This window comes from Roseovarius azorensis (assembly GCF_900109455.1).
GTDB classification, from domain to species: Bacteria; Pseudomonadota; Alphaproteobacteria; order Rhodobacterales; family Rhodobacteraceae; genus Roseovarius; species Roseovarius azorensis.
Genome location: NZ_FOAG01000004.1, coordinates 167,518 through 193,188, shown reverse-complemented (window position 1 = coordinate 193,188; position 25,671 = coordinate 167,518). Strand labels below are relative to the sequence as shown.

Annotated in this window: 24 protein-coding genes; 9 read left to right on the top strand and 15 right to left on the bottom strand. The window is 64.5% G+C overall.

Going from position 1 to position 25,671, the window contains the following annotated elements:
- Nucleotides 1-3 precede the first annotated feature (3 nt).
- From BSG08_RS08130 to BSG08_RS08115, 4 genes are all read right to left on the bottom strand, one after another.
- Complete coding sequence (locus BSG08_RS08130) at nt 4-726, bottom strand: vWA domain-containing protein (protein ID WP_245770628.1); 723 nt, start codon at nt 724-726, stop codon at nt 4-6.
- A gap of 252 nt (nt 727-978) precedes the next feature.
- Complete coding sequence (locus BSG08_RS08125) at nt 979-3,003, bottom strand: dipeptide ABC transporter ATP-binding protein (protein ID WP_093034862.1); 2,025 nt, start codon at nt 3,001-3,003, stop codon at nt 979-981.
- Between the two features lies 1 nt (nt 3,004).
- Nucleotides 3,005-3,880 carry an ABC transporter permease gene (locus BSG08_RS08120; protein WP_093034859.1) on the bottom strand — a complete coding sequence of 292 codons (876 nt, stop codon included), beginning with the start codon at nt 3,878-3,880 and terminating at the stop codon, nt 3,005-3,007.
- On the bottom strand, nt 3,877-4,836 hold the full coding sequence (locus tag BSG08_RS08115; protein WP_093034856.1) for an ABC transporter permease: 960 nt from the start codon (nt 4,834-4,836) through the stop codon (nt 3,877-3,879). Before BSG08_RS08115 ends, BSG08_RS08120 begins: the two co-directional genes overlap by 4 nt.
- A 395-nt stretch (nt 4,837-5,231) precedes the next feature.
- Between BSG08_RS08115 and BSG08_RS08110 the strand changes: the two genes are divergently transcribed.
- On the top strand, nt 5,232-6,257 hold the full coding sequence (locus tag BSG08_RS08110) for a fatty acid desaturase (protein WP_093034853.1): 1,026 nt from the start codon (nt 5,232-5,234) through the stop codon (nt 6,255-6,257).
- Nucleotides 6,258-6,290: 33 nt separating this feature from the next.
- On the opposite strand, the gene BSG08_RS08105 is transcribed toward BSG08_RS08110, so the two are convergent.
- On the bottom strand, nt 6,291-6,770 hold the full coding sequence (locus tag BSG08_RS08105; RefSeq protein ID WP_093034850.1) for a thioesterase family protein: 480 nt from the start codon (nt 6,768-6,770) through the stop codon (nt 6,291-6,293).
- Nucleotides 6,771-6,927: 157 nt separating this feature from the next.
- On the opposite strand from BSG08_RS08105, the gene BSG08_RS08100 reads away from it, so the two are divergent.
- Entirely contained in the window at nt 6,928-7,422 is a 495-nt protein-coding gene (locus BSG08_RS08100) for a YHS domain-containing (seleno)protein (protein ID WP_093034847.1), read from the top strand.
- On the opposite strand, the gene htpX is transcribed toward BSG08_RS08100, so the two are convergent.
- Nucleotides 7,423-8,286 (bottom strand): zinc metalloprotease HtpX, encoded by an 864-nt coding sequence (gene htpX, locus BSG08_RS08095; protein WP_093035176.1) that lies wholly within the window; start codon nt 8,284-8,286, stop codon nt 7,423-7,425.
- A gap of 256 nt (nt 8,287-8,542) precedes the next feature.
- Between htpX and BSG08_RS08090 the strand changes: the two genes are divergently transcribed.
- Together BSG08_RS08090 and BSG08_RS08085 are read left to right on the top strand one after the other, a co-directional pair.
- Nucleotides 8,543-9,364 (top strand): bifunctional allantoicase/(S)-ureidoglycine aminohydrolase, encoded by an 822-nt coding sequence (locus BSG08_RS08090; protein ID WP_093034844.1) that lies wholly within the window; start codon nt 8,543-8,545, stop codon nt 9,362-9,364.
- Between the two features lie 113 nt (nt 9,365-9,477).
- Nucleotides 9,478-10,479, top strand: a complete 1,002-nt coding sequence (locus BSG08_RS08085; RefSeq protein WP_093034841.1) for a type I glyceraldehyde-3-phosphate dehydrogenase — start codon at nt 9,478-9,480, stop codon at nt 10,477-10,479.
- Between the two features lie 9 nt (nt 10,480-10,488).
- Here BSG08_RS08085 and BSG08_RS19450 read toward each other — a convergent pair whose 3' ends face one another.
- Nucleotides 10,489-11,163 carry a hypothetical protein gene (locus BSG08_RS19450; protein WP_175544725.1) on the bottom strand — a complete coding sequence of 225 codons (675 nt, stop codon included), beginning with the start codon at nt 11,161-11,163 and terminating at the stop codon, nt 10,489-10,491.
- A gap of 65 nt (nt 11,164-11,228) precedes the next feature.
- Nucleotides 11,229-11,861, bottom strand: a complete 633-nt coding sequence (gene upp / locus BSG08_RS08075) for a uracil phosphoribosyltransferase (RefSeq protein WP_093034838.1) — start codon at nt 11,859-11,861, stop codon at nt 11,229-11,231.
- Between the two features lie 181 nt (nt 11,862-12,042).
- Here upp and BSG08_RS08070 point away from each other — a divergent pair, with 181 nt between their 5' ends.
- Entirely contained in the window at nt 12,043-14,322 is a 2,280-nt protein-coding gene (locus BSG08_RS08070) for an NADP-dependent malic enzyme (RefSeq protein WP_093034835.1), read from the top strand.
- Here BSG08_RS08070 and BSG08_RS08065 read toward each other — a convergent pair whose 3' ends face one another.
- Nucleotides 14,323-15,258, bottom strand: coding sequence for a hypothetical protein (locus BSG08_RS08065; RefSeq protein WP_093034832.1), 936 nt, complete (start codon nt 15,256-15,258; stop codon nt 14,323-14,325). It lies immediately after the preceding gene.
- A gap of 296 nt (nt 15,259-15,554) precedes the next feature.
- On the opposite strand from BSG08_RS08065, the gene BSG08_RS08055 reads away from it, so the two are divergent.
- Nucleotides 15,555-17,447 (top strand): propionyl-CoA synthetase, encoded by a 1,893-nt coding sequence (locus tag BSG08_RS08055; RefSeq protein ID WP_093034827.1) that lies wholly within the window; start codon nt 15,555-15,557, stop codon nt 17,445-17,447.
- Nucleotides 17,448-17,519: 72 nt separating this feature from the next.
- Here BSG08_RS08055 and BSG08_RS19445 read toward each other — a convergent pair whose 3' ends face one another.
- A complete protein-coding gene (locus tag BSG08_RS19445) occupies nt 17,520-17,678 on the bottom strand; it encodes a hypothetical protein (protein WP_175544724.1) in 159 nt (52 codons plus the stop codon).
- 250 nt (nt 17,679-17,928) lie between these two features.
- On the bottom strand, nt 17,929-18,690 hold the full coding sequence (locus BSG08_RS08050; protein WP_093034824.1) for an NAD kinase: 762 nt from the start codon (nt 18,688-18,690) through the stop codon (nt 17,929-17,931).
- Nucleotides 18,691-18,862: 172 nt separating this feature from the next.
- On the opposite strand from BSG08_RS08050, the gene glyA reads away from it, so the two are divergent.
- A complete protein-coding gene (glyA, locus tag BSG08_RS08045) occupies nt 18,863-20,170 on the top strand; it encodes a serine hydroxymethyltransferase (RefSeq protein ID WP_093034821.1) in 1,308 nt (435 codons plus the stop codon).
- Nucleotides 20,171-20,248: 78 nt separating this feature from the next.
- Here the strand turns inward: glyA and BSG08_RS08040 are convergent, their stop codons facing one another.
- Nucleotides 20,249-20,623, bottom strand: coding sequence for a hypothetical protein (locus tag BSG08_RS08040; RefSeq protein ID WP_093034818.1), 375 nt, complete (start codon nt 20,621-20,623; stop codon nt 20,249-20,251).
- 90 nt (nt 20,624-20,713) lie between these two features.
- Here BSG08_RS08040 and BSG08_RS08035 point away from each other — a divergent pair, with 90 nt between their 5' ends.
- The gene (locus BSG08_RS08035; protein ID WP_093034815.1) at nt 20,714-21,469 is read left to right on the top strand and encodes an alpha/beta fold hydrolase; all 756 of its coding nucleotides are present in this window, start codon (nt 20,714-20,716) and stop codon (nt 21,467-21,469) included.
- A gap of 25 nt (nt 21,470-21,494) precedes the next feature.
- Here the strand turns inward: BSG08_RS08035 and BSG08_RS08030 are convergent, their stop codons facing one another.
- Nucleotides 21,495-22,952: a glycosyltransferase family 2 protein gene (locus BSG08_RS08030; protein ID WP_093034810.1), complete on the bottom strand. Its 1,458-nt coding sequence runs from the start codon at nt 22,950-22,952 to the stop codon at nt 21,495-21,497.
- 113 nt (nt 22,953-23,065) lie between these two features.
- On the opposite strand from BSG08_RS08030, the gene BSG08_RS08025 reads away from it, so the two are divergent.
- A complete protein-coding gene (locus BSG08_RS08025) occupies nt 23,066-23,617 on the top strand; it encodes a cytochrome b (RefSeq protein WP_093034807.1) in 552 nt (183 codons plus the stop codon).
- Nucleotides 23,618-23,730: 113 nt separating this feature from the next.
- Here the strand turns inward: BSG08_RS08025 and choV are convergent, their stop codons facing one another.
- Nucleotides 23,731-24,759, bottom strand: a complete 1,029-nt coding sequence (gene choV, locus BSG08_RS08020) for a choline ABC transporter ATP-binding protein (RefSeq protein WP_093034804.1) — start codon at nt 24,757-24,759, stop codon at nt 23,731-23,733.
- Nucleotides 24,756-25,592: a choline ABC transporter permease subunit gene (gene choW, locus BSG08_RS08015; RefSeq protein WP_093034801.1), complete on the bottom strand. Its 837-nt coding sequence runs from the start codon at nt 25,590-25,592 to the stop codon at nt 24,756-24,758. The genes choV and choW overlap by 4 nt, the downstream gene beginning before the upstream one ends.
- Nucleotides 25,593-25,671: the final 79 nt, after the last annotated feature.

The following is a 25,671-nucleotide window of genomic DNA, read 5'->3' as shown; positions in this document are numbered from 1 at the left end:
CGGTCAGGCCGCGCGGTCCTTTTCGGGCAGGCCGCCGATCAGCGGGCAGCCGAGTGTTTCGCGCAGGGCAGCGGCCAGTTCGCCGATGGTCCGGGTCGAGACGAACATGCCGCCGGTGCGGTCGGCGAGGCATTTCGCGACCGTCTGGCCGTCATAGTCCTGCGCCTCGGGGCTGTTCCACGAAAACGGGTCATAGACCACCCGGAAGCCGATGACATGCACGGTCAGGTCGCGCGCCTCTGCCGCCAGCGCCGCGCCGAGCGCGCAGGGTGTGCCGCCGCAGGTCTCGTTGCCGTCGGTGACCAGCACGATGATGCCGGGCTGGCTGCGGTAGTCGAGCACCTCGGCGGCGGCCCCGACCGAGGCGGCGAGCGGGGTGAGGCCGCCGGGATCGAGCGTCTCTATCTCTGCAATCACGGCGTCGCCCGCATCGGGGCGGGGTGTGAAGCGCAAGGTGATCCCCGAGCAGGCGTGATTGCCGCCCGGCCCGTAGGTGATGAGGCCGATCCGCCGGTAGGGCGCGATATCGGGCATCGCCTGGGCCAGAGCGCGCCGCGCCTCGATGATTCTTGTGGGGGCGGTCAGGTCGTGGCCGACCTCATCCATCGAGGCCGAGCCGTCGAACACCAGCATCGCATCGGCCGAACAGCCCGTGGCGGCCTGCGGGGCGGGGCCAGGCAGGAGGGGAAGCGCCGCGAAGGCGAGGGCGAGGGGCAGGACGCGCAACGGGTGCTCCATCTGGTGTGTCGCCCAGGAGCCTAACGCACGGGCGGCGCATGTCCAGACACGTGCGCTTGATGACAGGGCGCGAGGTCGTGGGTGTGAAGCGTGCGGGGAGGCTCCGCCACCGGGAGCAGCCGGAGGGGTTATGACCACTCTCCGATGACATGTCAGCAGTCTGGGCCCCGCCAAAAGGCGGGGCTTTGGGGGTTGACGGTCCGTGGAGCCGCGTGTTTTCAGAACGATGAAGGGCTGATGTCAGCCAGCGATCCGGCGCGGCAGGTCGGCCAGCGGAATGTGGCAGCGGATGGCGTGGCCATCGCCGGTCTCCTGCCAGGGCGGCGCGTCGACCTCGCAGATCCGACCGCATTTGACCGGGCACCGCCGCTGGAACGGGCAGCCGCGCGCAGGTGGCGAAAGGTCCGCGGCATCCTCGGTCAGAAGGCGCGGCGTGTGCTCCGGGTCAGGTTCGAGCACCGCGTTGAGCAGCACCTCGGTATAGGGATGCGACGGGGCGCCGTAGACCGCCGCCGTGGGGCCGATTTCGCACAACCGCCCCTGATAGAGTACCGCCACCCGGTCCGACAGCGCGCGCACGATCGTCAGGTCATGGCTGACAAAGATAAAGGCGGTTCCGTGCAGCCCCTTGAGATCGTTTAGCAGTTCCAGAACCGCAGCCTGCACCGAGACATCGAGCGCCGAGGTGATCTCGTCACAAAGCACGATTTCCGGCCCGGCGGCAAAGGCACGCGCCACCGCCACGCGCTGTTTCTCGCCACCCGACAGCTGACCGGGACGCCGGTCGAGGTAATGCGCGCCCAGCCGTACGGTTTCGAGCAACTCCACGCTGCGACCCTGCAGCGCCTTGCCGCGCAGCCCGAAATAGAGGCGTAGCGGCTGCGACAGGATTTCGGCCACTGTCTGACGCGGGTTGAGGCTGTCATCGGGGTTCTGAAATACCATCTGGATGCGCCGCAACTGATCCGGGCGGCGTTGTTCCACAGTGGCATTGAGCAGGCTGCCGTCACCCAGCGCGATCCGCCCCTCCGCCGGGGACATCAGCCCCGCAATGGTCTTGAGGATGGTTGATTTGCCGCTGCCGGATTCGCCGACCATTCCCAGCGTCTCGCCCCGGCGGAGGTGCAGGCTGATTCCCTCTACCGTGGCGGGATTGCGCGGGACGCGGCGCAGACGCGCCAGAAGGCCGGGCCGGTCATAGCGGACCGCCACATCGGCGAGCCTCAGCGCAGCGGGGCCGTCCGATGCGCCGTGGCCCGGCACCGCGCCGCCCCCCCCGGCATCCATGCCCGCCACCCGGTCCGGATAGAAACAGCGTGTGTTCTGCGCGCCCGCCCCGGCAATCATCGGCGGACGTTCTGCGTGACAGGTTTCGGTCGCCAGACCGCAGCGCGCGGCAAAGGCGCAGCCGCGACGGCGCTGGCCGGGCGGCGGTGGCCGTCCCTCCAGTGCGCGCGGCAGCGTTCGGTCACTAAGACGCGGGATCGAGGCCAGAAGCCCCCGCGCATAGGGATGCGCCGGGTCGCGCAGCACCTCGGCTGTCGGTCCGGTCAGCATGGTTTCGCCGCCATAGAGTACCTGCACCCGGTCACAGACCCGCGCGATGACGCCCAGATCATGGCTGACATAGACCGTGGCCATGTTTCGCGCGGCGGCCAGATCCCGCAGCAGCTCCAGGATATGCGCCTGTGTCGTTACGTCCAGTCCGGTGGTCGGCTCGTCGAGCAAGAGCGCATCCGGTTCGCCCGCCAGCGCCATGGCGATCGCCACGCGCTGTTGCTGTCCGCCCGACAACTCATGCGGATAACGCCGCAGGATGGCCTGCGGATCGGGCAGCCGCACCTGCGCCAGCAGATCAATGGCGCGCGCCTCGTGTTCGCCCTCGGGCAGGGCGCAATGCAGGTGCAGCGCCTCGTGGATCTGTTGCCCGATGCGCAGCGTGGGTGTCAGCGCCTGCCCGGAATTCTGCGGGATGAGGCCCAGCCTGCCGCCGCGAATCTTCTCCAGTTCGCTCGCGCTGCGGGCAAAGATGTCGGCGCCGTCATGGATCACCTCGCCCGACAGCTTTTGCAGCCCGTGTTTGAGATAGCCCATCGCCGCCAGCGCCAGCGTGCTCTTGCCCGAGCCGCTCTCGCCGACAAGACCCAGGCTTTGACCGCGGCAGACGGTCAGGTCGATCTCGTGCAGGACGGGCAGCATCGTGCCGGCCCGCCCCCTGAATCCGATGCACAGCTTGCGAATGTCGATCAGCGGCGGGCCTGCCATGTCAGACCACCGCCTTTCTGCCCTGATCAAGGCCGAGGGTCTTGGCCAGCGCGTCGGCGGTCAGGTTGATCCCGATGATCAGGGTCGAAAGGGCAATCACGGGCGCGATCACACCCCAGGGCGCCAGCGACATGTAGACCCGCGCATCCGACACCATCAGCCCCCAATCAGGGCGCGGCGGGGCCACGCCAAAGCCCAGAAACGAGAGCGCGGAAAAGCCCAGCAGCATCCAGGACCAGCGCATCGCGCCCTCGACCAGCAGCGTATCGGTGACATTCGGCATGATCTCGCGGCGCACGATGTCGAACGGGCGATGTCCGCGCGCCCGCGCGGCAGAGATGAAATCGCGCGCCACGACCTCATGCGCCGCCGCACGCGCGACGCGGATCACCGGAATGCCGAAGAAGAACGCCAGCGTCGGCATCAGCACCGCGCCGCCGCTGCCAAAGACGGTGATCAGCACCAGGAGCGGCAGGATGCCGGGCAGCGCGAGAAAGGCGTCTACGAGCCGCATCAGGATCTCGTCCGTCCAGCCGCCCCGGAGGCCGAGAAAGACCCCCAGGAGCCCGCCCCAGAGCATTGCGACGGGCGTGGCGATGCCGGTGACGACCAGCGCCTCGCGTCCTCCCAGAAGCACCCTGCTCAATACGTCGCGTCCCAGATGATCGGTTCCCAGCCAGTGCAGGTCCGACGGGCCCGCCAGGGTCATCGCGGCGTTCATCGCCTTGTAATCGAATGGAACGATCCATGGGCTGACGAGAGCGATCACGAGATGAAGGGCAACGAGCGTCAGGCCGACCGCGCCCGAGGGGCGCGCCAGCACGTCGCGCAGGACGTTTGCGGCGCGGACAGACAGGCCAGGTGTGGCGGCGCTCATCGTGACCTCATCTGATGGCTGCGCAGGCGAGGATTGAGCAAGAGGCTCAGGATATCAGCGACGAGGTTGACACCGACATAGGTGGCCGCAACGATCATGGTGATCGCCTGCACCACCGGCAGGTCGCGGCCCGATATGGCGTCCACCAGCAGCCTGCCAAGCCCCGGATAGTTGAATACCACCTCGACCACCACCACCCCCCCCATCAGCCACGCGACAGTCAGCGCGATCACGTTGATCGCGGGCAACAGCGCATTGGGCAGGGCGTGACGGAACACGATCCGCCAATAGGGCACGCCCTTGAGCGTCGCCATCTGCACATAGTCGCTGGCCATCACGTCGATCACCGAGGACCGGACCATGCGCATGATATGCGCGATCATCAACAGCGTCAGGACCGTCGAGGCCAGGATGAACTCCGGGAAGAATTCAAGAGGCCGGGCATCGGCCGGGGTCAGAACGATGGCCGGAACCCAGCCCAGCCAGATCGCAAAGATCAGGATCAGGACGGTGGCGGAGACAAATTCGGGGATGGTCATGGCAAGGATCGCGCCGGTCGAAAACAGAATGTCGATCCAGCGGTCACGCCACAGCCCGGCCATGGTTCCGAGCAGGATGGACAACGGAATCCCGACGCTCAGCGCGCCTGCGGCCAGCAAAAGAGAGTTGCGCACGCGATAGCCGACCAGCTCGGAGATATGTTCCTGACCGCTGGCGGTGAGGCCGAAATCGCCCTGCAGGATCCCGGTTGCCCAGGCAATGTATCGTGGCAGGGCAGGCGTGTTCAGCCCCATGGCCGCCCGGCATTTTTCCAGGGCTTCGCCATGCGCGTCTCGCTCCAGAATGGCGGTGCAGGCATCCCCCGGAAGCGCCTCGACGCCCAGAAAGATGATCGCAGAGACCAGCCAGACGGTGATCAGGCCAAGCGCCAGGCGCCTGAAAATCAGTGCAAGCATGAAACCTGTTCCCCCGAAACAGGACGTGGAGCAGTCCGTGAGCGTGACGCCAGCCTAGACCAGTCGCGCGCCGTGCGTCGAGCGTTTCTTGCCGGGTCTGACGGGAACAATGGCGATGTGGATTTGATCTGCGATCTGACATGATTCCTGTAGTTCGCAGGCACTCCGGCGGGTCAGAGTCGGCCACGCTGTCCGATCCGTCGATCACGATTGCGTGAGGTTGGCGCTGCCCGGTGATCATGTCTGCGTGTCAGCGCCGGACGGCTCCCGAAACGCAAGACACAGGAGTTGAATCGCGGCGATCCGATATTGAATGAACCCGACTGGTTGTTATTCATTGCTCCATCAGCGCATTCGTTTATGCAGGCTATCGACAACCATGGCAAAGCAGGTGCATGTCCGACATTTCCGATGCCTCACGGCCCCGACCCGTCGCTCCGCGCGACTGGGTGAAAGTCCTGTCCGGCTACCGCGACCCCGATACAGCGCGCAGCGTTTTCGAACTGGCGGTAACGGTCGGCCCGTTTGTGCTGGTCTGGGGGTTGGCCTGGTGGTCGCTCTCGGTCAGCCACTGGCTGACTCTGGCGCTGTCACTGGTCAATGCGGGCTTTCTGCTGCGGCTCTTCGCCATTCAGCACGATTGCGGGCATGGGGCGTTTTTCAGGAATCGGACGTTCAGCGACTGGCTGGGCCGGGTTCTGGGCGTGGTCACGCTCACCCCCTATGACGTGTGGCGGCGGTCGCATTCGATCCACCACAGCGCGGCGGGCAATCTCGATCAGCGCGGGATCGGCGATGTCACCACGCTGACCGTGGCCGAGTATAACGCGCTCTCGCCCTTTGGGCGCCTGATCTACCGGCTTTACCGAAATCCGGTGGTTCTGTTCGGGCTGGGGCCGGGCTATCTCTTTCTGTTGCAGAACCGGATTCCTCTGGGGCTGATGGGGCACCTCAGATACTGGGTCAGCGCAATGGCCACGAATGCCGCAATCCTCGCCGCGCTGGCGGTGATCGGGTTTTTCGGCGGCTGGATGCCGATCTTGCTGATCTTTCTGCCATCTACCCTGCTGGCCGCGACGGCAGGGGTCTGGCTGTTTTACGTGCAGCACCAGTTCGAGACAACGCATTGGACGTCCGAGGAGGATTGGCAATTGCACGAGGCCGCGCTGCATGGCAGCTCGCATTACGTCCTGCCAGCGGTGCTGCAATGGATCAGCGCCAATATCGGCATTCACCATGTCCATCATCTCTATAGCCGTATTCCGTTCTACCGCCTGCCGGAGGTGCTGCGCGATCATGCGCAACTGGCGGAAAGCAACCGGATGACCATCCGCCAGAGCCTTGCGAGTGCACGGTTGCATCTGTGGGACGAAGAGGGCAGGCGGCTATTGTCCTTCGCTCAGGCGCGCAGGCTGGCGTAGCAAGGCGCCCTGCGATTCCGGGTGAACGCCGGCCTACGCGCGACGAATACCAATGCGGCTGCCGACACCTTCGGGGCGCGGCAGGCGGGCGTGGGCGGCGGCCATGCTGCGCACGCGGCTCAGCACATCGGCAGGCATCGCCACCACGCGCGGTCCGCTCAGATCCACATGCAGGGTCATGCCTTCGCCGGTGGCCGCCAGCCAGCCATCCTCGTGATACAGCTCCTGAAACGAATGAAACCGTTTGGCGTCATGGTCGAGCAGGTGAAACGAACTGCGCACCCGGTCGCCAAGTTTGAGTTCGCGCAGGTAGCGGACATGAAATTCGGCGGTAAAGGTGGTGTGGTTGCGCGCCGCCACATATTCGGGGCCAAAGCCCATTTCGGCAAAGGCCTCATCGGCGCAGCGGTCCAGCAGCACGGTATAATACCCCATGTTCATGTGGCCGTTAAAGTCGATCCAACCCTCTTCGACACTGTGAAAGGCAGAGAAAAACGGCACGGGGTCGGGCATGGCGGATGGTCCTTGGTTGGTTTTGCGGGCCTTTTAGGGGTATTCCTGCCGCAAAGGCAATGGAAGGCCGGACGATGACAGAGGCCCGGCGGTTTTGTGATTTGGATGTGACGGGCACCGACATAGATCATGTCCAAAGCGGTGCAGGAGATTTGATATGGGATTTTTCACAAGACGAAAGGTCATTCTGACGACCGGTCTGGTCGGCGCGGGCGCCCTGGCAGCCTATGCCGGGCAGCGGCTTCTGGGTGGGTTCGAGGAACTGGCCGCCGTGCCGGTTTTTGCCAAGGACGGCGTGGCGATCCGGGGCACCGATCCGGTGGCCTATTTCACCCAGGGACGCCCGGTGGCGGGCAGCCCGACACATGCGCTGGAATGGAACGGTGCAGTCTGGTATTTCGCCTCTGCGGAAAATCGCGCGGCGTTCGAGGCCGAGCCAGAGCGCTATGCGCCGCAATATGGCGGGTTCTGTGCCTGGGCGGTGGCAGAAAAGGGCAAGCTCTATTCCACCCGGCCCGAAAACTGGGCGATTGTGGACGGCAAGCTCTACCTCAACTTCAACGACGATATTCAGGCCCGCTGGCAGGAGGATATCCCCGGCTTTATCGCCAAGGGTGACAAGCGCTGGCCAGAGGTGCTGAGCGGCGGGTGATCAGCGCCACGGCCCGAATTCCCCGCCCCGCGCTCCGGCCATCTCGCGCAGGGCGCGGATGCGGTTCACCGGGTTGGGATGGGTGGAAAACAGCCGGTCGCGGGCATGAACGTGCAGCGGGTTGACAATGAACATATGCGCCGTGGCCGGGTTGCGTTCGGCGCTGTCATTGTCGATCCGCGCGGCAAGGCCGGAGATCTTTTCCAGCGCCGAGGCAAGCCACAGCGGGTTGCCACAGATCACGGCGCCGACGCGGTCGGCCTCGTATTCGCGGCCCCGGCTGATCGCCATCTGCACCAGCCCGGCGGCGAGGGGTGCAAGGATCATCAGGGCAATCGTGCCGATGATCCCCATGCCGTTGCCGCGACCCCGGCCAAAGAACAGTGCGAAATTGGCCAGCATGGAAATCGCCCCGGCAAAGGTGGCGGTGATCGTCATGATGGTGGTGTCATGGTTGCGGATATGCGCCAGTTCATGCGCCATCACGGCGGCGATCTCCTCCTTACTCAGATGCCGCAGCAGGCCGGTGGTGGCGGCAACGGCGGCATTGGCCGGGTTGCGCCCGGTGGCAAAGGCATTGGGCTGCTCGTTATCGAGGATGTAGACGCGCGGGCGCGGCATCCCGGTCTTGTCGGCCATGCCGTGCACCATGCGTTCCAGCGCCGCGCCCTGCGGGCCGGTCGCGGGCTGTGCGCCATGCATCCGCAGGACCAGCCTGTCGGAATTCCACCAGGTAAAGGCATTCATCGCCAGGGCGATGACCAACGCCACCAGCGCGCCGCCGGTGCCGCCCAGAAGCGCGCCAATGCCCAGAAAAAGCGCCGTCATGGCCGCCATCAGAATGGCCGTGCGCAGATATCCCATCATCCCGCGATCCTCCGTCTTGCGAGGAATATGGGGACTTTCACGCCGGTGGCAAGCGGCCGGTCTGCGGGGCGGAACATTGCCGCCCGATCCCGCCGGGCATCATCGGGACGTCGCATACCGCTCCGGGATATTCCGGCACCGCGATTGTTCGCCTTTGCCTATTAGTGTTTCAGCCCGCTTGCCCCGCAAAAGCGGTTGGCAGCGCGGACGCGGCGCGGTTTGATGGGGTCAAATCCAGAAAGGACACACCCCGATGACCGAGACGCGCCGCTATCACTCCCCGCAAGGCGGGCTGCCGCCGCAAACCCAGCTGATGAACGACCGCGCAGTCCTGGCCGAGGCCTATGCGGTGATCCCGCGCGGGGTGCTGCGCGATATCGTCACCAGTTATCTGCCGCATTGGCAGGGCACGCGGGTCTGGGTGATCGCCCGGCCTATGTCGGGCTTTGCCGAGACGTTTTCGCATTACGTGATGGAGGTCAGCCCCGGCGGCGGCAGCACCCGGCCGGAGCCGGACGACGAGGCGCAGGGCGTGCTCTTTGTCACCGAGGGCGAGGTGCGGTTGACGATTGCCGGGCAGGCGCATGTCATGCAGCCGGGCGGCTATGCCTATCTGCCGCCGGACTGTGACTGGCGGCTGGAGAATGCCGGCACCGCGCGGGCGGTGTTCCATTGGATCCGCAAGGCCTATGAGGCAGTCGAGGGCATTGCCCTGCCAGAACCGATCGTCACAAACGAGCGCGATGTGGCCCCGGTGGAAATGCCCGATTGCGGCGGGGTCTGGGCCACGACGCGGTTCGTGGACCCGACGGATATGCGCCACGACATGCATGTGACAATCGTCACGCTGCAACCGGGCGGGGTGATCCCGTTCACCGAGACGCATGTGATGGAACACGGGCTCTACGTGCTGGAGGGCAAGGCGGTCTATCGGCTCAATCGCGACTGGGTCGAGGTCGAGGCGGGCGATTACATGTGGCTGCGCGCGTTTTGCCCGCAGGCCTGTTATGCGGGCGGACCGGGGCCGTTCCGCTATCTGCTCTACAAGGATGTGAATCGGCATATGGCGCTCTAGCAGGCGCGTGCGTCCGCGCCCCGCATAATTTGATCAAATTGTGTTTCGGCACTGGCCTTTCCTCGCGCGGCGCATCAATGTCAGTCTTGTTGACCTGCCGTTCCGGAGGCCCCATGCCGCAAGACCGTATTCGCATCGCCATCAACGGATTTGGCCGGATCGGCCGCACGCTGTTGCGCATCCTGCTGCGCGAGGGCGCGGATTTCGATCTGGTCTGCATCAACGAGATCGAGCCGCTGGCGACCTGCGCCTATCTCTTCCAGTATGACAGCGTGTTCGGCCCCTGGCACGGGCAGGTGACGACGCGCGCGGGCGCGCTGATCGTGGACGGGCGCGAGATCCCGTTTCATGCCGCGCGCGATCTGAGTGCGCTCGACCTCGGCGGCGTCGATCTGGTGCTCGATTGCACCGGCATGGCGGGCAAACGCGCCGTGGCCGAACGCGGGCTGGCGGCGGGGGCGCGGGCGGTGCTGGTCTCCGGCCCTTCGGCCGAGGCGGATATCACGCTGGTGCTGGGCGCCAACGAGGGAGAACTGGGCGATCAGCGGATCATCTCGAACGCCTCCTGCACCACCAATGCGCTGGCGCCGCTGGCGCGGCTGCTGGACGAGGCTTACGGCATCATCAGCGGGCAGATGACCACGGTGCATTGCTATACCGGCAGCCAGCCCACCGTGGACAAGCCGCGCGATGCGCCCGAGCGCAGCCGTGCGGCGGCGCTCTCGATGGTGCCCACGACGACAAGCGCGCAGCATCAGACCGGCCTCGTGCTGCCGAACCTCGATGGCCGGATCGAGGCCCGTGCCATCCGGGTGCCGGTGGCAAGCGTGTCCTGCATCGACCTGACCGTCCAGACACGCAAGGAGGTGAGTGTCGAGCGTGTCAACTCCCTGCTGCGAGAGACCGCGCAGCGTGTCCCCTGGCTGGGCTGGACCGACGCGCCGCTGGTCTCGTCGGACCTGCGTGGACGCCCCGAGAGCCTGATCACCAGCGGGCCACAGACATCGGTCTCTGTCGGCGGTCTGCTGCGGGTCTTTGGCTGGTATGACAACGAATGGGGCTTTTCCTGCCGGATGCTCGACATGGCCCGGTTGATCGGGCGGCGGGTGCGATAGGCGCAGCGCCTAGCGTTCGATCAGGCGACGCGGCACGGTCTTGGTCCAGATCCGTTCCATCTGCGCCTTGCCCTCGAATGTCTGATGCGCCCGCCGCGGGTTGAGACGGCCATCCCGCCAGGCCGGTTTCATGCCCTCGGGCACATGGATGCCGGCGGTGCTCAGTTTCTGGCTGGCATAGACGTGGGCGGGGGCGACGCGGGTGCCGGCGGGCACGGTGCGGGGCGTGGCAGGGGTGCCCGGCGCGGGATGGGCGTGCGGAGGCTCTTCGGGGGCGGGCGGCGCCGGGCGCGCTGATGCGGGGATGCCAACCGCCAGCGGTTTGGCGGACCGGGCGCGCGCCGGTTGGGGGGCTGTCCGGTCGGGGGCAGGGGCTGAGGTCTCCGGCACCGCCGGGTCGGGTGCTCTGGTCTCCGCGATCACCGGCGGGGCGGCGGCAAGCGTCGGCTTGAACCCGCAGAGCGCGCGGCGCTCGGGTGTCACGCGCGGCACCCAGGTGATCTCGCCGTCTGCGTCTGCGCGAATGAAAACGCAGCCCGCACTGTCGACATACTGCCGCCCCGTATAGCTGTCGGGGGGCAGTTCTGCGGGCGTCGGCACATCGTGCAGTGGTTGCGCCGGGACGGTGCCGGCGCCCGTCAAAAGGACGGTCAGCAAGATCAGCGCAGGTCTGGAAAAGATCATCACGCCCCCGTAATCCGTTGCCGGGAGCCTGCCTTATTTCTTCAACTCAGTAAACAGGAAATGGCTTATTTAGTACCAAACATTCGGTCGCCCGCATCCCCTAGTCCCGGCAGGATATAGCCCTTGTCGTTGAGCCGATCATCGAGGGCGGCGGTGACGATCGGCACATCCGGGTGCGCCTCCTGCATCCGGGCGACGCCTTCGGGTGCGGCGAGCAGGCACAGAAAACGGATGTCGCGCGCGCCCGCATCCTTGAGCATCTGAACCGCGGCGACAGAGGAATTGCCGGTGGCAAGCATCGGGTCCACGATGATCGTGAGCCGCTGATCCAACTGATCGGGCACCTTGAAATAGTATTTGACCGGTTGCAGGGTCTTCTCGTCACGATAAAGCCCGACAAAGCCAACGCGCGCCGAGGGGATAAGCTCGAGCATTCCGTCCAGCAGGCCGTTGCCCGCGCGCAGGATTGAAATGAGCGCCAGCTTGCGCCCCGCCAGAGCGGGCGCTTCCATTTCCATCAGCGGGGTCTCGATGCTGCGGGTGGTCATCGGCAGGCTCCGCGTGACCTCATAGGCCAGAAGCTGGCTTATCTCGCGCAGGAGTTGGCGAAACACGGCCGTCGAAGTATCCCTTTGCCGCATCAGGGTCAGCTTGTGCTGGACGAGCGGATGATCGACGATAGTCAGGGTTTGGGTCATGGTGGTCCTCCGGCGATGGGCGTTGATCCGTCATTCCAGAAAATGCAGCGCAGGGCAACGCCGGGATTGCGGTGGCGCGCGCACGGGTGCAAGCTGGGCTTGAAAAATCGCGGCGGCGTGATAAGAGCATGCCGCTAGGGTAGTTTAATATTAAACTATATGTGCGGCGGGGGAGGACACCATGACCGACAGCCACAAGGATACGCCAAGACAGGCGGCGCTAGATTACCACGAATTCCCCAAGCCGGGCAAGCTCGAGATCCGCGCAACCAAGCCGATGGCCAATGGTCGCGATCTGTCCCGAGCCTATTCCCCTGGCGTCGCCGAGGCCTGTCTGGAGATCAGGGATGATCCCGCCACCGCAAGCCGCTATACCGCGCGCGGCAATCTGGTGGCGGTGGTGTCCAATGGCACCGCCGTTCTCGGCCTTGGAAATATCGGCGCGCTGGCGTCAAAGCCGGTGATGGAGGGCAAGGCGGTATTGTTCAAGAAATTCGCCAATATCGACTGTTTCGACATCGAACTGAACGAGAGCGATCCTGAAAAGCTGGCCGATATCGTCTGCGCGCTGGAGCCGACGTTCGGCGCCATCAACCTCGAGGACATCAAGGCGCCGGATTGTTTCATCGTTGAACGACTTTGCCGCGAGCGGATGAACATCCCCGTGTTTCACGACGATCAACACGGCACGGCCATCGTTGTCGGGGCGGCAGCGACCAACGCCTTGCATGTGGCGGGCAAGCGGTTCGAGGACATCCGGGTCGTGTCCACCGGTGGCGGCGCGGCGGGGATTGCCTGTCTCAACATGCTGCTGAAGCTCGGGGTTGAGCGCCGGAACATATGGCTCTGCGACATTCACGGACTGGTCCATGCGGGCCGCGAGGTGGATATGAACCCCGAGAAGGCGGCGTTTGCGCAGCCGAGCGATCTGCGGAATCTGGATGATGTGATCGCGGGGGCGGATCTGTTTCTTGGTCTTTCCGGTCCGAACATCCTGACACCCGACATGGTGCGGAAAATGGCGCCGCGTCCGATCATCTTTGCGCTGGCCAATCCCAATCCCGAAATCATGCCCGATCTCGCGCGCGAGGCGGTGCCGGATGCGATCATCGCCACGGGCCGCTCGGATTTTCCCAACCAGGTCAATAACGTGCTGTGCTTCCCCTTCATTTTCCGGGGCGCGCTGGATGTCGGCGCGACCGAGATCAACGACGCAATGCAGGTGGCCTGCGTGCAGGGCATCGCCGATCTGGCGCGCGCCAGTACCAGCGCCGAGGCCGCCGCCGCCTATCAGGGCGAGCAGATGACCTTCGGCGCCGATTACCTGATCCCCAAGCCGTTCGATCCGCGCCTGTCGGGCATCGTATCCTCGGCGGTGGCGCGGGCGGCGATGGAGACGGGGGTCGCAACCCGCCCGATCGCGGATCTCAAGGTCTACAAGGCCAATCTGGATGCCAGCGTGTTCAAGTCGGCGCTTCTGATGCGCCCGGTCTTTCAGGCGGCGCGCACCGCCGCGCGGCGCATCGTCTTTGCCGAGGGCGAGGACGAGCGGGTACTGCGCGCGGCGCAGGCGATTCTCGAGGAAACGACGGAACAGCCCATCCTGATCGGCCGCCCCGAAGTGATCGCACGGCGTTGTGAACGCGCGGGGCTGTCGATCCGCCCCGCGCGGGATTTCAACATCGTGAACCCGCAGGACGATCCGCGCTATCGCGATTACTGGGAAACCTATCACCGGATCATGGCGCGGCGCGGTGTGACACCCGATCTGGCGCGCGCGATCATGCGCACCAACAGCACGGCGATCGGTGCAGTGATGGTCCACCGCGAAGAGGCGGACTGCCTGATCTGCGGCACCTTCGGCGAATTCCGCTGGCATATGAATTATGTCAATCAGGTATTGGGTGACGCCGACCATCACCCGCATGGCGCGCTCAGCATGATGATCCTCGAGGACGGGCCGCTGTTTATCGCCGACACCCATGTGCGCGTGCAACCGACGCCCGAGGATCTGGCCGAGACGGCGGTGGGCGCGGCGCGGCATGTGCGCCGCTTCGGGATCGCACCCAAGGTCGCGTTCTGTTCGCAGTCGCAGTTCGGCAATCAGACCGATGACGGCGCAGAGCGCCTGCGCGCGGCGATTGCCCTGCTCGATGCCGCCCCGCGCGAATTCAGCTATGAGGGCGAGATGAACATCGACGCCGCCCTCGATGCGGACTTGCGCGAGCGGCTGTTGCCGGGCAACCGGATGCAGGGGGCGGCGAACGTGCTGATCTTTGCCTATGCCGACGCCGCCTCGGGCGTGCGCAACATCCTCAAGATGAAGGCCGGCGGGCTGGAAGTGGGGCCGATCCTGATGGGCATGGGCAACCGCGCGCATATCGTGACGCCCGCGATCACCGCACGGGGGCTGCTGAACATGGCGGCCATCGCCGGCACGCCGGTGGCGCATTACGGCTGATCAGTTGCCGGGCAGGGTTATCAGGTTGCCGTACTGCCAGATCAGGCGCTGGATACAGGGACCGGCCGCGCCGGTCAGGCCGCAGGTGCTGCCGTGGGTTTCCAGCACGAGACCCGGCGGGTTCTCGGTCACCGTCGCCGAATGGGCTGTGAAATAAACGCCGTCGTCATAGGCCCCGCCGGGCAAACCCCGATGCAGCCGGTGCCCGCAACCGCCGCTGCCGCAATACATGCTGGCAATTGCCGCGCATTGCACCGCCTCGTAACGCATCAGCACATCGAGGATGCCGTCACGGTCAAAGTCGTGCTGCTGGGCAAATCCGGGGCCGAATTGCGTGCCCTGACCGCAATCCGTCAGAATCTCGGCCTGCGCCCGTGCCACGGGGGCGGGCAGGGCGGCGGCAGGCTGCGCTACGCGCGGCGGTGTGCTGTTCGCAAGCTCCGCCATGACCTGCGGCGCACAGCCCTGCAACGCCGTGCCGATGGCAGGCCCGGCACCGCTCAGGGGCATGGTCTGGCCCAGCTTTTCGCCCGCCGGATCAAGGATCAGAAGACCAAGACCGCCGCCTCGCAGGGCCGCGATCAACCCGCCGTGCCGTGCCGGATCATGCGTGGCGCGGAATTCGAGATGATCGTCCTGCGCGGTGCGCTGGAACGAGAGCGCCGCAAAGGTGCGGCCATCGACCGCGAAAATGCCGGGGAAAGCATCGGTCGAGGGGCCGCCGCCCGCTATCATTACCGTGATTTCCAGAGGGCCGTCCGGCGCGCAATCCAGCGCGATACAATAGAAATGCCCCGCGTCGTCCTCGAACGGACAGGTCGCGGCGGCGATGCGTTGTCGCGCGGTGTCGTTGTAGACAAGCCAGGTCTCGTCGGCCGCCGCCGGGGGCGGTGTGCTGCTGATGACGGCCACAGCCAGGGCGCAGAACAATCGCATTCCGGAGCCTCCGGTTGGGAAATCAGGATCGTGGTTCAATGTCTTGCGGTGCCGGAAAGAGGTTCAGATGAATCGATCCGCGAATCAAGGGATTTGCTTGCAGCCCAAAAAATTTTGCAAATTTCTGCGATCCCTGTGAAAATATCTTTGTGTCACACGGATTTGCAAAAATTTGCAGATTTCTCAACGCCATTTCTGCAAAATTTCTGCGGCCTTCTGTCCCGTCGCCGCGCATGACGCTTGCCGCAGGTCTGGGCGATCCGTAACACATACTCAACGGATCGGAGGAGGACACGATGGGATACAAGGAGGTTTACGACCGCTCACTGGCGGATCCCGAAGGATTCTGGATGGAGGCCGCCGAGGCGATCGACTGGGTGAGAAAACCGTCGCGGGCGCTCTTTGCCGGGAATGCGCCGCTCTACGAGTGGTTCAAGGACGGGCAGGTCAACACCTGCTGGAACGCGGTGGACCGGCATGTGGTGGCGGGCCATGGCGACCGCATCGCCATCATCCACGACAGCCCCGTGACCGGTTCGCAGCAAAAGATCACCTATGCCGAATTGCAGACCCGTGTGGCCAGCCTCGCCGGGGCGCTGCGGGCCAGAGGCGTCGCCAAGGGCGACCGGGTGATCATCTACATGCCGATGGTGCCCGAGGCGCTCGAGGCGATGCTGGCCTGCGCCCGGCTGGGGGCGGTGCATTCCGTGGTCTTCGGCGGGTTTGCGGCACACGAGCTGGCGGTCAGGATCGACGACTGCACGCCCAAATGCATCATCGCCGGATCCTGCGGGATCGAACCGGGGCGCGTGGTGCAATACAAGCCGCTGCTGGACGGGGCCATCGAGCAGGCCGCGCACAAGCCCGAATTCTGCGTGATTTTCCAGCGCGAGCAAGAGGTTGCCAAACTGACCGGGGGCCGCGATCTCGACTGGCACGACTTTCAGCGCGGCGTGGATCCGGCGGACTGCGTGCCGGTGTCGGGCGATCATCCGGCCTATATCCTCTATACATCGGGCACCACGGGCGCCCCCAAGGGCGTGGTGCGGGCCACAGCGGGCCATCTGGTCGCACTCAACTGGTCGATGAAGAACATCTATAACGTGAACCCCGGTGAGGTATTCTGGGCTGCCTCCGATGTGGGTTGGGTCGTCGGGCACAGCTATATCTGCTATGGCCCGCTGATCCACGGCAACACCACCGTGGTGTTCGAGGGCAAGCCCGTGGGCACGCCCGATGCGGGCACCTTCTGGCGGGTGATTTCCGAACATGGCGTGCGCAGCTTCTTTACCGCGCCCACCGCGTTCCGGGCGATCAAGCGCGACGATCCCAAGGGCGAACTGATCAAAAATCACGACATCTCCTGCCTGCGCGCGCTCTATCTGGCGGGGGAGCGGGCCGATCCCGACACCATCGAATGGGCGCAGAATGTCATGGGCGTGCCGGTCTATGACCACTGGTGGCAGACCGAGACGGGATGGACGATTGCCGGAAACCCTGCCGGGATTGAGGCGCTGCCGGTCAAGATCGGCTCGCCCACCGTGGCGATGCCGGGCTATGACGTGCGCATTCTCGATGAGGGTGGGCACGAGGTTGCGCCCGGCACGCTGGGCGCGATCGCAGTCAGACTGCCATTGCCGCCGGGCACCCTGCCGGGGCTGTGGCAGGCCGAGGAACGGTTCCGCAAATCCTACCTCAACACATTCTCCGGTTATTACGAAACCGGCGATGCGGGGATGAAGGACGAAGATGGCTATCTCTGGATCATGGCACGCACAGACGATGTGATCAACGTGGCCGGGCACCGCCTCTCGACCGGCGCGATGGAAGAGGTGCTGGCGGGCCATCCCGACGTGGCCGAATGCGCCGTGATCGGCGTGAGCGACGCATTGAAAGGGCAGGCGCCGGTTGGCTTTCTTTGTCTGACTAGGGGCGTGGATCGCCCGCATGACGAGATCACCCGCGAATGCGTGGCCCGGGTGCGCGATCAGATCGGCCCGGTGGCGGCGTTCAAGCTGGCGGTGGTGGTGGACCGTCTGCCCAAGACACGATCCGGCAAGATCCTTCGCGCGATCATGGTCAGGATCGCCGACGGGCAGGACTACAAGATGCCCGCCACGATCGACGATCCGGCGATACTGGACGAGATCAGGACCGCCCTGCAATCCATTGGGTTGGCAAGGAATTGACGAGGTTCCCCCGCACGGTGATCCGAGCGGGGGAGGACTTGTCAGCCGGGCGGACAGGTTCTTTTGCGGACCTCAGGAGGTTCCGCCGCTCAGCACCGTTACGCTCACAGGACTTGGCAGCAGACTTGTCACCGCTTCGGGACCGGAGGACAAGTCGTTGTCCCGATCAAGATAAACCACAACCCCGGTGACAATCAGCCCCCCCAGAAGGATGACCCTGATGGTGTTCATCACCCGCATCTCCTTGCTCCTTTTCCCGGACGTCACGACTCGCCTGCGTCATGCAGGCAAGGCCAGATTGTTCCGCCTGCGGGCAGACAGGCAATAACCGGCCTTTGATATCGGATAACACGCGGATCGGCGGGGCTTTCGTCGAGGGTTTTCGGTGGGTGATGCGTGATCCATTCGGAAAATATTAAAATATCGTTTTATGAAATGATTTTACCAGATTTCAGTGGGTTTGACCGATCTTATGATCGCTTTATGTAAACTGCTCCCGCAGCAGACGCTCTTCCAGGCCATGTCCGGGATCAAACAGAATACGATGTGCGATGCTGGTTTCAGACCGGATCTCCACCCAGAGCACGCTCTCGATCCAGCGGCTGTCGGCATCGGCCATGACCGGGCGTTTGTCCGGCTCCATCACATCGAAGCGCACGGTCGCGGATTTCGGCACCAGCGCCCCGCGCCAGCGGCGGGGGCGAAACGCGGCCACGGCAGTGATCGCCAGCACATCCGACCCGATCGGCAGGATCGGTCCATGCGCGGAATAGTTATAGGCGGTCGACCCGGCGGGCGTCGCAACCAGCGCGCCGTCGCAGACCAGTTCTTGCAGACGCAATCGCCCGTTGATGGTGATCCGCAGCTTGGCCGCCTGCGGACCCGCCCGCAACAGCGAGACCTCGTTGATCGCCAGCGCAGTGTGGATCGTGCCGTCGCTTGCCTCGGCGCGCATCGAAAGCGGGTTGATCACCTCTTCCTCCGCCGCCGCCAGCCGCTCGGGCAGGTCGCTCTCGCTGTATTCGTTCATCAGGAACCCGACCGTGCCGCGATTCATCCCGTAGACCGGCGTATCGAGATTCTGCGTGCGGTGCATGGTGTGCAGCATGAACCCGTCGCCGCCAAGCGCCACGATGACGTCGGCCTCATCCTCGGGCACCTGCCCGAACCGTCCGACAAGAGCGGCGCGTGCGGTCTGTGCGCTGGGCACGTCGCTGGCAACAAAGGCGATCTTCAGGCGCATCAGCGCGATCCTGTTTCCAAAAGGCGGATATCTGGCGCGGATCGAACCACAAATCCCGGCCCAAGACCAGCCATGCCGGTCCTGCGGGTGGATTCGTCGCTTTACATTCTTTCAAACTGCCCGAGTTTCCTTTAGGAAATCCAAAAATTCACCCTCTGCCGGAGTTGCCATAATGCCCCATGATGGAAACCAGCCTGTTGCGGACCAAGGCTTTTTCACCGAATCCCTCGCCACGCGCGACCCCGACCTCTACAGTGCGATCCGCTCTGAGTTGGGCCGTCAGCGCGACGAGATCGAACTGATCGCATCCGAAAACATCGTTTCTGCGGCGGTGATGGAGGCCCAGGGCAGCGTGATGACCAACAAATACGCCGAAGGTTATCCCGGTCGGCGCTATTACGGTGGCTGCCAATATGTCGATGTCGCGGAAAATCTGGCGATCGAACGGGCCTGTCAGCTGTTTGACTGCGGCTTTGCCAATGTCCAGCCCAATTCGGGAAGTCAGGCCAATCAGGGCGTGTTTCAGGCGCTGCTGAAACCCGGCGACACCATCCTCGGGATGAGCCTTGATGCTGGTGGCCACCTGACGCATGGCGCGGCGCCCAACCAGTCGGGCAAATGGTTCAACGCCATCCAATACGGCGTGCGCAGGCAGGACAACCTGATCGACTACGACCAGGTGCAGGCGCTGGCCTCGGAGCACAAGCCGAAACTCATCATCGCCGGCGGTTCCGCCATCCCGCGCCGGATCGATTTCGCGAAGATGCGCGAGATTGCCGATAGCGTAGGGGCTTACCTGCATGTCGACATGGCGCATTTCGCCGGTCTGGTTGCGGCGGGCGAACATCCCAGCCCCTTCCCGCATGCGCATGTGGCCACCACCACGACACACAAGACGCTGCGTGGCCCGCGCGGTGGCATGATCCTGACCAATGACGAGGATCTGGCCAAAAAGTTCAACTCCGCCATCTTCCCCGGTATTCAGGGCGGTCCGCTGATGCATGTGATCGCGGCCAAGGCCGTGGCCTTTGGCGAGGCGCTGCGCCCCGAGTTCAAGACCTATATCAGACAGGTGATCCGTAACGCGCAGGCGCTCAGCGACCAACTGATCAAGGGCGGGCTGGACACGGTGACGCATGGCACCGACACGCATGTGCTGCTGGTCGACCTGCGGCCCAAGGGGGTCAAGGGCAACGCGACCGAAAAGGCGCTGGGCCGCGCGCATATCACCTGTAACAAGAACGGCGTGCCGTTCGATCCCGAAAAGCCGACCGTGACCAGCGGCATCCGTCTGGGCAGCCCCGCAGGCACCACCCGCGGGTTCGGCGAGGCCGAATTCCGGCAGATCGCCGACTGGATCATCGAGGTGGTCGACGGGCTGGCGGCCAATGGCGAAGAGGGCAACGGCGCGGTCGAGGCCAAGGTCAAGGCCGAGGTCGAGACGCTGTGCAAGCGGTTCCCGCTCTACCCGAACCTCTGAGGACCGGTCCGGCCAACGGCCCCGCGCGGATCGCATTCCGCGCGGGGTTTCTCTTGGGTCGTGGAATTAAAGAGGCTTTCAGCCCGTCCGCACCCATTGCGCAAGCGCATAGATCAGCACCCCCAGCGCGATGAGATTGAGAACGATCCCGCCCAGCAGACGCAGGATCGCCGTGCGCCGGGCCTCCTTGGGATCAAGCGGATCAAGATAGGCGTGCAGATCGGCAAAGGCGGCGTTGACCTGTCTCATGTCCAGCACGCGGGCGAGTTTCGGATGGCCCATCCAGTCCTGCGCGCCCAGCACGATGGCCGCCGCGCGGCGCTGGCGTCCGGGCAGGCGTCGACCGGCGCGCCTGAACTGCGCCTCCAGTGTCCTGCCGCGCAGGCGCATCTTGTCGGACAGGGCTGCGTGCAGCCGTGCGACCCTGGTCTGAAATTCCGCCGTATCAATCACTTGAACGTTCCTTTTCGTCCAGTCTAGCGGCCACATGCCACCGGCTCAACAGGGCTGGCCATCGCAGCGGCGGGGCGATATTCAGGCGCCATGTTGAACGTCATCCATCATGGCGCGCGCACGGAGCGGCCCGGATTGCTGATCGCGCACGGGCTTTACGGTTCGGGGCGCAACTGGGGCGTGATCGCCAAACGCCTGTCGGACAGCCGCCATGTCGTTGCCGCGGACATGCGCAACCACGGCGCAAGCCCTTGGTTCGACACGCATTCCTATGCGGATATGGCGGGCGATCTGGCCGCGGTGCTGGCATCGCTGGACGGACCATATGACGTCATGGGTCACTCGATGGGCGGCAAGGCGGCGATGGTTCTGGCGCTGACCCGGCCCGAACTGGTGCACCGCCTGATCGTCGCGGATATCGCGCCGGTCGCCTATGAGCATAGCCAGATAGAATATATCAAGGCGATGCAGGCGGTCGATCTGAGCCGCGTTGAAAAACGCTCGGACGCCGGTGATCAACTCCTGCCGCTGGTCGATAATCCCGATCTGGTGCCGTTCTTCCTGCAAGCGCTCGATGTGCGCAACAAACGCTGGCTGCTCAATCTCGACGTTCTGGCGCAAGAAATGCCGAAGATCCTCGGGTTCCCCGAAGTTTCAGGCAGTTACGAGGGGAAAGTGATGTTCCTTTCGGGAGCGGAGTCGCATTACGTCACCCGTGAACACCGCGACCGGATCAAGACGCTGTTTCCCGCCGCACAGTTCGCCAAAATCCCCGGCGCGGGTCACTGGCTGCATGCCGAAAAACCGCGCGAATTCGAGGCGGCGGTGCGCACCTGGCTGGGTTGAACCGGGCCGAGCGGCTCACACCACCCTATCCGACCGGCCTCTGCCCGACGCCCGCGCGACTGTGCCGCGCCCACCGCTGCCTGCCGGTCACAAAGGTCCACCACCCCAGAACCGCAGCAAGATGGCGCAGCAACTGGAAGGAGAAAGGCTCTGCCAGGGCAACCGGAAAGACCGGCGCCATGCCGGGGACAAGGGCCGCGCCGGTCCAGCGCCGGTAGAGATGGATCGACCACAGGTGGAAACAGAGATCGACGGCGATCTTCGCCCCCATGACCGAAAGGATGGACACCGCCAGCGCCGCGCGCGAGGTGACGAGAAAGCAGACCAGCAGCGCAAAGGCGATGATCCCGAACACCGGCTGCAGCGTGTCGAGCGTCTTGACCGGCATCATGACCGTTCCCAGCCTGCCAAAGCGCGGATTGCCGATCATGTCGCGGTTCCAGTAATGGGTCTGCAAAAAGCCACCGAACCAGCGCCGCCGCTGCGCCAGAAAGGCGCGCAGGCTGCCCGGAGCATCGGTGCGCCCGCGCGCCCGCCCGATCACCCGCACGCTCCAGTCCAGGCCGTTCTCGGCCGAATGCCGCCGCAGGCGGTGGATGAGTTCGTAATCCTCAACCAGGCATCCGGGATCGAAACCGCCGACCCGCATCACCGCATCACGGCGAAAGGCGGCAAACGCCCCCGAGACCAGCAGCAGGCAATCCAGACGCATCCACGCATGGCGCGATATGAAGTTGCGCAGGTATTCATAGGTCTGAAACCCCTGCAACACCCTTTCGGACAGGCCCGGTCCGCAGGCCGGGGCCAGCACGCCGGTAGCGGCGACAAGCCGGAGATCGGCGGCAAAATCCTGGGCCACGGCCGCCAGTGCGCCGGGGTCGAGGATCGTGTCGGCATCGACGGTCAGCACCACGGGATGCTCTGCATGCGACAGCGCCGCGTTCAGCGCGGCGGCTTTTCCGGCATGCGCCAGGCGCAGCCAGCAGAGCGCCGGAACCTCTGCCGCCGGCGCGCTCAATTCTCCGACAGGCGGCGGGTCAAGACCATATGTCTTGCGCAGCACCGCTTTGGTTCCATCGGTCGATCCGTCATCGGCGATCAGTATCTGTGCCGGGGGCAGGGTCTGGGCCAGCAGCGCATTGATCGTGGGCACGAGCGCGCGTTCTTCGTCATGCGCGGCAATGATGACGGTGATCCGGGGCAGGTCTGCGGGCGGATCCTCTGTGCCGCCATCCTCGCGCCGCCGCAGAATATCGAGCGTTTTCAAACCCGTGAACAGCAGCAGCGCGGTGTCATAGGCGACATAGGCGATGCCGACGCTCCAGGCGGCCAGGCTGTCCTGCACGAAGGCCTGCGCCACGAGCAGCACGAACGCCATCAGGATAGCGCCGATCACCAGACGACTGATCCACGGAACCCGCCGCGGCGACAGACGCGGCGAGGCCCGCATCCTTGCCTCGGTCAGCCCGTCGGACACGGGCATTTTATCGGGTGTTACTTTGGACCGGAGCGGAAAGCTGACAAGAGTCATCTCAGCGCGCCGCCCGGACGCTGGCATCGGATGGCGCGCCCCGGCACGCTGAAAGGAACGTGGAGATGCAACGATATAGCATGCCTGCCGTTATTCTTCACTGGCTCACGGCCTCGCTGATCATCGGCAACCTCACTCTTGGCCTGCTGACGGAAAGCTTTCCTGAGGCCCAGATACGGAGCGTGATCGACACGCACAAATCACTTGGCATCACGATACTGGGATTGGTCCTGCTGCGGATCCTGTGGCGGTTCATGCGCCCGCCGCCGCCCTTGCCGGCGCAATACGGCAGCCTCGAAAAACGCATGGCGTATCTGGCGCATGCGGCGCTCTACCTGCTGATGATCGCGATTCCGCTGTCGGGATGGATGCACGATTCCGCGTGGAAGGCCGCGGCCGAAATCCCGATGCGCTGGTTCGGGCTGTTCCAGTGGCCGCGGATCGGCTGGATCATGCAGGTCGAACCGGTGCTCAAGGAACGCCTGCACGCCCTCTTGGGCACGATCCACGAGGGGCTGGCCTATGCGTTGGTGGCGTTGGTGCTGCTGCATGTGGCGGCGGTGCTGAAACACGAATGGATCGACAAGGAACCGGAGTTCCGCCGCATGTGGCGCTAAAGCAATTTCAAGTCAGGTGGAATCACCTGACGACTTGGAAATTGCGACAAAACAAGAAAGTAGGCGGCCCATGCGCATGGGCGCGCGGGCACGGCAACCGGAACGGCACTGTCTCAGGCGCGCGGGTCGAGCAGCTTGGCCAGGATGCGGTTGCGGGTGATCTGGCCCAGAATACGGCCGTTCTCGGTCACACCGACGGGCCGGTCATGGCCCTGCGCCTGTTCCATCACCTGTTGGATGGTGGCATCGGCGGGCACGCAGGTTTCCGGCGCGCCTTGGGCCGGTTCCATCACGTCACGGGCGCAAAGCACGCCAAGCGGGTTCATATGCGCCACGAATTCGGCCACGTAATCGGTCGCCGGATCGGTAAAGATCGCCTGCGGCGTGCCACATTGCACGATTCGCCCGCCCTCCATGATGGCGATGCGGTCGCCCAGCTTGAACGCCTCGTCGAGATCGTGGCTGACAAAGATGATGGTGCGCCCCAGCGATTTCTGCAGGTCGATCAACTCGTCCTGCAAATGGTTGCGGATCAACGGATCGAGCGCGGAAAAGGGTTCGTCCATCAACAGGATCGGCGCATCGGTGGCAAAGGCGCGGGCAAGGCCCACGCGCTGCTGCATGCCGCCCGACAATTCGCCCACGCGCCGGTCGGCCCAATCGGAGAGGTTGACCAGAGCCAGTTGTTTCTCGACGCGGGTTGTGCGCTCCGCCTTGGGGATGCCGGCCAACTCAAGCCCGAGACCCACATTCTCGCGTACCGTGCGCCAGGGCAGCAGGCCGAATTGCTGGAACACCATGGCGATGTGATGCTGGCGCAGGCGGCGCAGCGTGGCGGCGGGGGCATGGGTCACATCGATCATGCCGGTGCCGTCGTGAATTTCGACCGTGCCCCGTACTACCGGGTTCAGGCCGTTCACTGCCCGCAACAGGGTGGATTTGCCCGACCCCGACAGTCCCATGAGCACCAGGATTTCGCCCGGCGCCACGGCAAGATCGCAGTCATGCACGCCCAGGATCTGCCCGGTCTGACTCTGGATATCCGAGCGCGACATGCCCTGATCCATCAGAGGCAGGGCGTTCCGGGGTGCATCCCCAAAAACGATCGAGACCTTGTTGAAACGAACGATCGTGTCGGTCATTTGCGCCGTTCCATCCGCAGCATCCGGTCAAGCACGATGGCCACGACCACGATCATCAGCCCCGATTCAAACCCGAGCGCGATGTTGACGGTGTTGATCGCCCGCAGCACCGGCACGCCAAGGCCATCCGCGCCCACCAGCGCACCGATCACCACCATCGACAGCGACAGCATGATGGTCTGGTTCAGCCCCGCCATGATCTGCGGCAGCGCATAGGGCAGCTCTACCTTCCACAGCGTCTGCCGGTTGGTGGCGCCAAAGGCCTGCGCCGCCTCCAATAGCGGCTGCGGTGTGCTGACGATGCCCAGATGCGTCAGACGGATCGGTGCGGGCACCACAAAGATCACCGTGGCAATCAGGCCCGGCACCATGCCGATGCCGAAAAACACAATTGCCGGAATGAGATAGACAAACGGCGGCAGCGTCTGCATCAGGTCCAGGACGGGCCGCATGCCGTCATAAAGCCGCGGGCGATGCGCCGCCGCAATACCGATGGGCACACCCATCGCCATGCAGAAGATGCAGGAGGAAATGACCAGCGTGAGACTTTCGGTGGTTTCCTCCCAATAGCCCTGATTGAGAATGAAGAGAAACCCGAGGAATACGAACAGGCAGGTTTTCCAGTTGCGTTGCAGCACCCATGTCAGGCCGACAAAGAGCCCGATGATGACCAGCGGATGCGGTGCCTGCAATGCCCAGAGGAAGGCGTCGATCAGCCCTTCCATCAGCGCCGCGAGCAGATCGAAAAAGGCGGCGGCATTGTCCTGCAGCCACAGAAAGAAGCCCTCGGCCCATTTGCCCACGGGAATCTTGTGCTCGCTCAGCCAATCCATGGGGATGTCTCAGGTCTCATTGTCAGGAATTGTTGCGGGGGGGTGCCCTGTGGCCGACACGGGGCAACCCGAAACACGC